General features: G+C 68.8%; 5 protein-coding genes. 2 read left to right on the top strand and 3 right to left on the bottom strand.

What is annotated here, in order from left to right; translation table 11 throughout:
* The first annotated feature begins 14 nt into the window (after positions 1 to 14).
* Entirely contained in the window at positions 15 to 3947 is a 3933-nt protein-coding gene (locus C4T78_RS09655) for a HAMP domain-containing protein (protein ID WP_093352997.1), read from the top strand.
* Here C4T78_RS09655 and C4T78_RS36960 read toward each other — a convergent pair whose 3' ends face one another.
* Together C4T78_RS36960 and C4T78_RS09660 are read right to left on the bottom strand one after the other, a co-directional pair.
* Entirely contained in the window at positions 3948 to 4079 is a 132-nt protein-coding gene (locus tag C4T78_RS36960; RefSeq protein ID WP_258958337.1) for a hypothetical protein, read from the bottom strand.
* A gap of 66 nt (positions 4080 to 4145) precedes the next feature.
* A complete protein-coding gene (locus C4T78_RS09660; protein WP_093353000.1) occupies positions 4146 to 5714 on the bottom strand; it encodes a BCCT family transporter in 1569 nt (522 codons plus the stop codon).
* Positions 5715 to 6135: 421 nt separating this feature from the next.
* Here C4T78_RS09660 and C4T78_RS09665 point away from each other — a divergent pair, with 421 nt between their 5' ends.
* Positions 6136 to 7326, top strand: coding sequence for a four-carbon acid sugar kinase family protein (locus C4T78_RS09665; RefSeq protein ID WP_143185873.1), 1191 nt, complete (start codon positions 6136 to 6138; stop codon positions 7324 to 7326).
* Positions 7327 to 7962: 636 nt separating this feature from the next.
* On the opposite strand, the gene C4T78_RS35990 is transcribed toward C4T78_RS09665, so the two are convergent.
* Entirely contained in the window at positions 7963 to 8382 is a 420-nt protein-coding gene (locus tag C4T78_RS35990; protein ID WP_258958343.1) for an HNH endonuclease signature motif containing protein, read from the bottom strand.
* Positions 8383 to 8420: the final 38 nt, after the last annotated feature.

Consider the following 8420-nt stretch of genomic DNA (forward strand, 5'->3'; position numbering starts at 1 on the left):
GGCGGGAGGCCGTCATGTCGTCACGACCGCCGGACGCCGCGGCCGCGGAACTGGTGGCCGCACCGCGGATGAGCGAGGACGCGCTGCTGACCAGGCTGGCGATGGCGCTGCAGGAGCTGCGGGACGGCAACTTCCGGCGTCGCCTGGTGTCCTCCGGCGGCGGCCTGGTCGGCGAGATCGCCACCGCTTTCAACGAACTGGCCGAGCGCAACCAGCTGCTGGTCGGGGAACTCCAGCGGATCAGCGCCGCCTCCGACCGCGGCGAGTGGCCGATCACGCCCATCGACTTCGACGGCGTCGGCCAGGGTGGTTGGGCGCTCGCCGCGAACGCCGTCAACGGCATGGTGCGCAGCCTGCTGGCGCCGGTGGCCGAGCTCAACCGAGTGCTGGACGCGCTCACCCGCGGTGACCTCACGCAGCGGATGCCGCGCCGGGAGTCCGACGGGCAGCTGCCCGGCGAGATGGCCGGGCTGAGCGCGGCGGTCAACGAGATGCTCGACCAGCTCTCGCTGTTCGCCGAGGAGATCACCCGGGTGGCGCGGGAGATCGGCACCGAGGGCAAGCTCGGGGGCCAGGCCAAGGTGCCCGGCCTGCTGGGCACCTGGCGGGACCTGGCCGATGCCGTCAACGGCATGGCCGCCGACCTGACCGGGCAGGTGCGCGACATCTCCCACGTCGCGAAGGCCGTCGCGGCAGGCGACCTCAGCCGCAAGATCACCGTCGAGGTCTCCGGCGAGACCCGGGAGCTCAAGGAGACCATCAACACGATGGTCGACCAGCTCTCGGCCTTCGCCGACGAGGTCACCCGGCTGGCCCGCGAAGTGGCCAACGAAGGACGGCTCGGCGGTCAGGCGGAGGTGCCCGGTGCGGCCGGGACCTGGAAGGACCTCACCGACAACGTCAACTTCATGGCCCGCAACCTGACCAACCAGGTGCGCAGCATCGCGCAGGTGGCCACCGCGGTGGCCCGCGGCGATCTGACGAAGAAGATCGACGTGGACGCCCGCGGCGAGATCCTGGAGCTCAAGAACACGATCAACACGATGGTCGACCAGCTCTCGGCCTTCGCCGACGAGGTCACCAGGGTGGCCCGCGAAGTGGGCACCGAGGGCAAGCTCGGTGGTCAGGCTCGGGTGCACGGGGTGGCGGGGACCTGGAAGGACCTCACCGACAACGTCAACATCATGGCCGACAACCTGACCAACCAGGTGCGCAGCATCGCGCAGGTGGCCACCGCGGTGGCCGGGGGAGACCTGTCGAAGAAGATCACCGTGGAGGCCAAGGGCGAGGTCGCCGCGCTGGCCGGGACGATCAACGGGATGGTCGAGACGCTGCGCGCGTTCGCCGAGCAGGTGACCCTCGTGGCCCGCGAGGTCGGCACCGAGGGCATCCTCGGTGGTCAGGCTCGGGTGCACGGGGTGGCGGGGACCTGGAAGGACCTCACCGACAACGTCAACATCATGGCCCGCAACCTGACCAACCAGGTGCGCAACATCGCGCAGGTGACCACCGCGGTCGCCCGCGGCGACCTGTCGAAGAAGATCGACGTGGACGCCCGCGGCGAGATCCTGGAGCTCAAGGAGACCATCAACACGATGGTCGACCAGCTCTCGGCCTTCGCCTCCGAGGTCACCAGGGTGGCCCGCGAGGTCGGCACCGAGGGCAAGCTCGGCGGCCAGGCCGAGGTCGCCGACGTCTCCGGCACCTGGCAGCGGCTCACCGACAGCGTCAACCGGCTCGCCGGCAACCTGACCACCCAGGTCCGCGCCATCGCGCAGGTGGCCACCGCGGTCACCGAGGGCGACCTCACCAGGCAGATCACCGTCGACGCCTCGGGGGAGGTGGCCGAGCTCAAGGACAACATCAACGCCATGATCAACAACCTGAAGGAGACCACCCGGGACAACCAGGAGCAGGACTGGCTCAAGACCAACCTGGCCCGGATGTCGGCGTTGATGCAGGGCCAGCACGACCTGGACGCGCTCGCGCAGCTGATCATGAGCGAGCTGACGCCGCTGGTCGCGGCGCAGTACGCCGCCTTCTTCCTGCGCCGCACCGACCAGGACGGCCGCACCGTCCTGGAGCGCACCGCCGGCTACGGCCGCCCGCCGGGCAACGGCCGGACGCTGCGGTTCGAACCCGGCGAATCGCTCGTCGGGCAGGCCGCCGTCGACCGCAGGTCGATCGTGGTGAACAACGCGCCACCGGGCCACATCCGGATCGGCACCGGACTCGGAGAGATGACCCCGACGAACGTGGCGATCGTGCCGGTGCTGTTCGAAGGGGAGGTGCTGGCGGTCATCGAGCTCGCCTCCGTCACCGAGTTCACCCCGGTGCACCTGGACCTGCTGGAACGGCTCAAGGAGACCATCGGAGTCGACGTCAACACCATCGTGGCCAACTCGCGCACCGAAGCGCTGCTGGACGAGTCCCAGCACCTGGCCCAGGAGTTGCAGGCCCGCTCCGAGCAGTTGCAGCAGCAGCAGACCGAGCTCCAGCGCTCCAACACCGAACTGGAGGAGAAGGCCGCGCTGCTGGCCAGCCGCAACCGCGACATCGAGCTCAAGAACATCGAGATCGAACAGGCCCGGCAGGAACTGGAGGAGCGGGCCCGGCAGCTGTCCCAGGCCTCGGCCTACAAGTCGGAGTTCCTGGCGAACATGTCGCACGAGCTGCGCACGCCGCTCAACAGCGTGCTGATCCTGGCCAAGCTGCTCGCCGACAACATGGAGGGCAACCTCACCCCGCAGCAGATCGACCTGGCCAAGACCGTGCACCAGGCGGGCACCGACCTGCTGCAGCTGATCAACGACGTGCTCGACCTGTCCAAGGTGGAAGCCGGGCAGATGCACCTGCTGCCGGAGGACGTGGAGCTGGCCGACCTCGCCGCGCACGTCGAGTCGCTGTACCGGCCGCTGGCGGCGGACAAGGGGCTCGACTTCGAAGTGATCGTGGCGCCATCGGTGCCGCCCACGGTGCGCACCGACCGCAACCGGCTGGAGCAGATCGTGCGCAACCTGCTGTCCAACGCGGTGAAGTTCACCGACAAGGGACGCGTCGAACTGCGGGTCCGCCTGGCGCAGCCCACCGAGGTCACCGCGCAGAGCCTGCGGCGGGCCGGCCTGCGGGTGGCGTTCTCGGTCCGCGACACCGGCATCGGCATCCCGGCCGACAAGCTGACCCTGATCTTCGAGGCGTTCCAGCAGGTGGACGGCACCACCGTCCGCAAGTACGGCGGCACCGGCCTGGGCCTGTCGATCAGCCGCGAGCTGACCGCCCTGCTCGGCGGCGAGCTGCAGGTGCGCAGCGAACCCGGCCAGGGCAGCACCTTCACCCTCTACCTGCCGGTGGAGGCCCAGTCGACCGAGCCGGATCGCCCGGTCGCGCGGGCCCACCCGCCGTCCGAGGCGGAGAGCAGCCTGGACGTGTCGGCCGAGGGCATCGACCCGCCGCTGCGTTCCACCGAGCTGAGCAGGCAGGAAGGCCACCAGCACCTGCGGCGCGCCGCCGAGCCGGAAGAGCACACGTCGGTGCGGTTCAACGGCGAGAAGGTGCTGGTGGTCGACGACGACGACCGCAGCGTCCAGGCGATCAAGGCGCTCCTGGAGCAGCACGGCCTGCAGGTGGTGTCCGCGGACAACGCGGTGGCCGGGCTCAACGCGCTGCACAAGCACGGGGACGTCGCGATCGTGCTGATGGACGTGATGATGCCGGAGATGGACGGCAACGCCACCATCCGGATCATCCGGCAGATGCCGCGCTACCGGGACCTGGCGATCATCGCCGTCACCGCCAAGGCGATGAAGGGCGACCGGGAGCAGAGCCTCGCAGCCGGGGCCACCGAGTGCATGACCAAACCGGTCGACGTGAACAAGCTGCTGGACCTGCTCTCCGAGCACCTGCCGGCCGGTCTCGTCACCGACGAGGAACCGGCCGGGCCCAGGTGATCAGTCGACCTGCTCCGGCTCCTCGCAGGCGGTGGTCGGCAGGTCTGCGAGCTGTTCGCGCAACCGCTGCGCCCAGACGAGATCGCGGGCGAAGGTCGCGTCGAAGTGGTCGATGCCGTGCGGTTCAGCCATTGCGGCTCCCAACGTTCGATGGCTCGCAGGCCGTGCCCGAACACCATAACCGCAGGTGGAAGCCGATCAGTCGGTCGGGTCCTTCGCCCCTGTCGCGACCGGCTCCCGCTCGACCTCGGGCGAGAACAGCGGATCCTCCTGCAACTCCCGCCACAGCGATACCGCCAGCGCGATCATGACGAGCACGAACGGCGCGGCTGTGACGATCACCGTGTTCTGCAGGGCGTCCAGGCCGCCCGCGAGCAGCAGAACGATCGCGGTCAACCCGGTCAGCGCGCCCCACAGGGTCAGCACCGATGCTCGCGGCCGGGGCGTGCCGCCGGAGGAGAGCATGCTCAGCACGAAGGTGTTGGCGTCTGCCCCGGAGATGAAGAACAGCAGGACCAGCGCCATCGCGATCACCGACGTGATCCCGGGCCACGGCAGCGTTTCGAGCATGGCGAAGATCGCGTTGTTGGAGTCCTCCGCCGCGGCTTCGGCGATCCGGCCGCCGCGGAACGCGTCGTGGAAGATCGCCGATCCGCCGAAGGCGGTGAACCAGAGGAAGAACACCGCGCTGGGCACGCCGAGGACGGCCAGCACGAACTCGCGGATCGTGCGGCCCTTGGAGATGCGGGCCAGGAACACCCCGACGAAGGCGCCCCACGAGATCCACCAGGCGAGCATGAAGTAGGTCCAGCCCTGCATCCACTCCAGCTCGCCGAAGGTGCCGGTGCGCAGGCTCATCGGGATGAAGTCGCCGGCGTACTGGCCCAGCGACTCGACGAGCAGGTTGAACACGAACCCGGTCGGCCCGAGCACCAGCACGAAGCCGAACAGCACCACCGTGAGCCCCATGCTCGTCTCGCTGAGGAAGCGGATGCCCTTGTGCAGGCCGGTGATCGCGGAGATCGTGAACAGCAGGGTGACGACGGCGATGATCGCGATCTGCGTTCCGGTGCCGCCGGATGCGCCGAAAACGCGGGTCAGGCCGCCGTTGATCTGCAGTGCGCCCAGGCCCAGCGAGGTGGTCGTGCCGAACAGCGTCGCGAAGATCGCCAGCACGTCGATCGCCTTGCCGAGCGGGCCTTCGACGCGATCGCCCAGCAGCGGTCGCAGCATCGGGCTGATCAGGCCCTTGCGGCCCTTGCGGTGGGTCGAGTAGCCCAGCGCGATGCCGAACACAGCGAAGATCGCCCAGGCGTGCAGGCCCCAGTCGAAGAAGGAGTGCTGCATCGCGACCACGGCGGCGTGCTTGGTGCCCGGCTGGGCCAGGTCGTGCGGCGGGTCGGCGAAGTGGGCGATGGGTTCGGACACGCCGTAGGAGACCAGGCCGATGCCCATCACGGCGGCCAGGATCATCGCCAGCCAGCTGACCGTGCTGAACTCCGGCCGGTCGTCGTCCGCGCCGAGCCGGATGCGGCCGAAGCGGCTGAACGCCAGCAGCGCCAGGAAGCCGAGCATGGCCAGGCTCGCCGCCAGGTAGACCCAGCCGAAGGAGCCGGTGATCCAGTTCAGCGCGGTCTTGGTGACGGTGTCGAGGCTGTCGGTGAACAGCGTGGCCCACAGCACGAACAGGGCACAGAGCGCCACCGAGGTGTAGAAGACCGTGCCCAGCCGATCAGGAGGGGACGATGGTGAGTTGGCTTGCGCCATGAGCGGGACTCCAGTGGAAGCGGGCTCCCTGCTTCGACCACGCGCAGACGGCGCACAGCGTCCGTACAGGAAGGACAAGTGGAACGGCGCCACAGGACCGGACGGCGTCAGGAGCGTCGACGGCGGGCGCGGTGTGGGACTGGTGGAAGCTCTTCCTGTTGGCGATCGCGGCCGGAGGCTCGGCGGAACCTCGAACTGGGCAGCGGGAGCAGGTGCCGCGTGGAAAGCCCGCTGCCGAATTCAAGACCATACCGCAGCGGGTCGGGCGCGCTGCCGGCCCCTGACTCCGTTGCGTGTTCCGAACGCTGGAATGCGCAGCATTGCGCGGATCGCGCAGCCTTGTCTATGGTGATCGAGGCGCCGCGGCGGGGTAGTGGCGGAGGGCCGAATTGCGCTGTGGCGAACAGAAAAGCAGGTGACCATGGGATCGCGAGTGCTGGTTGTGGCGGACGACCTCAGTGGCGCAGGTGACTCGGGTGTTCCCTTCGCGTTGCGCGAAATGCGCACGTTGCTTGCTCTGGATGACACCGGGGACGCCGAGGTGTTCGTCGCGGACACGGACAGCAGGCACGCGACTCCGGAGTGCGCGGCGGAGCGGGTGACGGCGGCCCTGCGCGGTCACGCCGAGGGGCGAGTGGTGTTCAAGAAGATCGACTCGACCCTGCGCGGCAACCTGGCGGCGGAGATCGGTGCGATCGTGGCTCATGCCGATGGCGCTGGCGTGCTGCTCTGCCCGGCCTCGCCGGCGACCGGGCGAACGGTCCTCGGTGGTGTGGTCCACATCAACGGAATTCCCTTGCACCACACCGAGGCGTGGGCTGCGGAGCGGTCCGAGCCGCCGACCGACATCGCCTCGACCCTCAAGCCGCTCGCGGTGAAGCACGTGGCGCTGGCCTCGATCCGGGGGAACGCGGCAGCGCTGCGAACCCGCCTGGCCGAACTGCTGGCCGAGGTCGATGTGGTCGTCTGCGACGCGGTGTCGGAAAGCGACCTCCGAGCGGTGGTCACGGCGGGGATGGCAGCGCCGAACCAGCCCTGCTGGGTGGGCTCGGCAGGCTTGGCCGACGCGTTGGCCGAGCAGTTGCGGCCGGGACGCGAAGTGGATCCGCCACCGCCGGTGAACGGGAACGCACTCGCCGTGGTCGGCAGCGCCAACGGGGTGTCCCGGGAGCAGGCCGAGTTCTTGGCCGAGCACTTCCCGCACATCCGCCGGTTATCGGTGCGCAACCTCCTCGATGCCAACGCCGCAGCTCTCGCGCGGATGTCCGATCAGGTTCGTGACGCGCTCAAGACGGGCGACGTAGTAGTCACCCTGGACGGCCCGGTCGACGCCACCGTCGCCCGCAGGCTGAACACCGCGCTCGCCGAGGTGTGCGCTCCCGCGACCAGTGGTGCGGCACTGCTCGTCCTCACCGGTGGCGAGACCGCCCGTGCCGTGCTGAGCCGCCGAGGCGTCACCGGTTTGCGGTTGCTGAACGAGCTCGAACCTGGTGTGGTGCTGGCGCGCACTGAACCTCAGCCCGGTTACGTGATCACCAAGGCAGGTGGCTTTGGTACGCCGGAGACGTTGCACCGGGCCGTTACCGCCGCTCGTTCCGGTGGCGACTTCTGAGCGTCCGGCGTTGCCGATCGGGCGCTGGTCTTTAGCTACGTGGCATCGTTCGCCCGGACGTCGTGCTCGGGTTTCGTTGCGGGTGTTGTGGTTTCAAGGTGCGCGTTTCTGATGTTGTTGTGTTGTAGTGGGTTTCGTCGCCGTGGTTCGCGGGCTCGTGGGGACTGCGGCCCGGATGCCAGATCGGCCTGGTGGTCGTTCCTTCGCGGTTGGCGGGCTTGACATCCGTCCCGCAGCCCCGTTTTGGATTTAGATCACGGGGATGAGCCGGTATGGAACGGGCCCCGCTTCTCTCTGGTGGGTCGCGGAGGTTGGGCGGCAGGGACAGCTTCAGGTTGAGTGGTGATAGCTCCGCCACCACAAGGTTGGGTGCCGGGTTGCTGTGGTGTGCGGGCTGGCGCCTTGCGCGGGAGTGGCGGTGGTGCTGGCGGTTTCGGGCTGGGTGGCGGTGGGTTGGTTCGTCATCGATGGACTCCCTTTCTTCGTTGGGTTGAGGTTGGGGGTTGGTGGTGTGGGTGCTTGGGTGTTGGCGGTGGGTGTCGGTCGCCCTGGCGGCGGGTCGTGTGTTGCGGTTCTGGCGGTTGGCCGGAAGGTGGGCAGGGTGGGGCGCCTCACCCAAGACGTGGGGTGAGGTGATCAGGTGCTCGCCAATGGTGGGGTCGTTGGCGGGCGGCTTTCTGGTGGTGTGTTCAGGTGGTGGAGGGCGTGGTGGTGGGTGGCGGGTTGGGCTTTCCCACCCGACCTGGGCGTGCGTGCCGGGTCGAGGTTTGCTGGTGGTGTGAAGACCGGGCGGCCACGTTGTAGCTCGATGTGCCAGTGGTGGTTGTGGGTGGTGCGGTGGTGGTGGGCGCACAGTATGACCATGTTGTCGAGGCTGGTGGGGCCGCCGTCGATCCAGTGCACGATGTGATGGGCCTGCGGCGTCCCCGCCGGGTGATCACATCCAGGGAACGCGCAGGCGCCGTCCCTTGCCAGTAGTGCGGCCCGGATGTGGGTTGGCGCGGTCCGTTGCGAGGTTCCGACGTCCAAAGGGAGACTGTCTCCGCCGAGGACCATGGGTCGGACTTCGCAGTCGCAGGCGATCCTGCGCACCG

Source organism: Saccharopolyspora kobensis, assembly GCF_900108315.1.
GTDB classification, from domain to species: Bacteria; Actinomycetota; Actinomycetes; order Mycobacteriales; family Pseudonocardiaceae; genus Saccharopolyspora; species Saccharopolyspora kobensis.

Coding starts and splice junctions, on each gene's coding strand:
- C4T78_RS36960 (WP_258958337.1), bottom strand. CDS start 4,079: ATGGCTGAACCGCACGGCATCGACCACTTCGACGCGACCTTCGCCCGC.
- C4T78_RS09660 (WP_093353000.1), bottom strand. CDS start 5,714: ATGGCGCAAGCCAACTCACCATCGTCCCCTCCTGATCGGCTGGGCACG.
- C4T78_RS09665 (WP_143185873.1), top strand. CDS start 6,136: ATGGGATCGCGAGTGCTGGTTGTGGCGGACGACCTCAGTGGCGCAGGT.
- C4T78_RS35990 (WP_258958343.1), bottom strand. CDS start 8,382: ATGGTCCTCGGCGGAGACAGTCTCCCTTTGGACGTCGGAACCTCGCAA.
- C4T78_RS09655 (WP_093352997.1), top strand. CDS start 15: ATGTCGTCACGACCGCCGGACGCCGCGGCCGCGGAACTGGTGGCCGCA.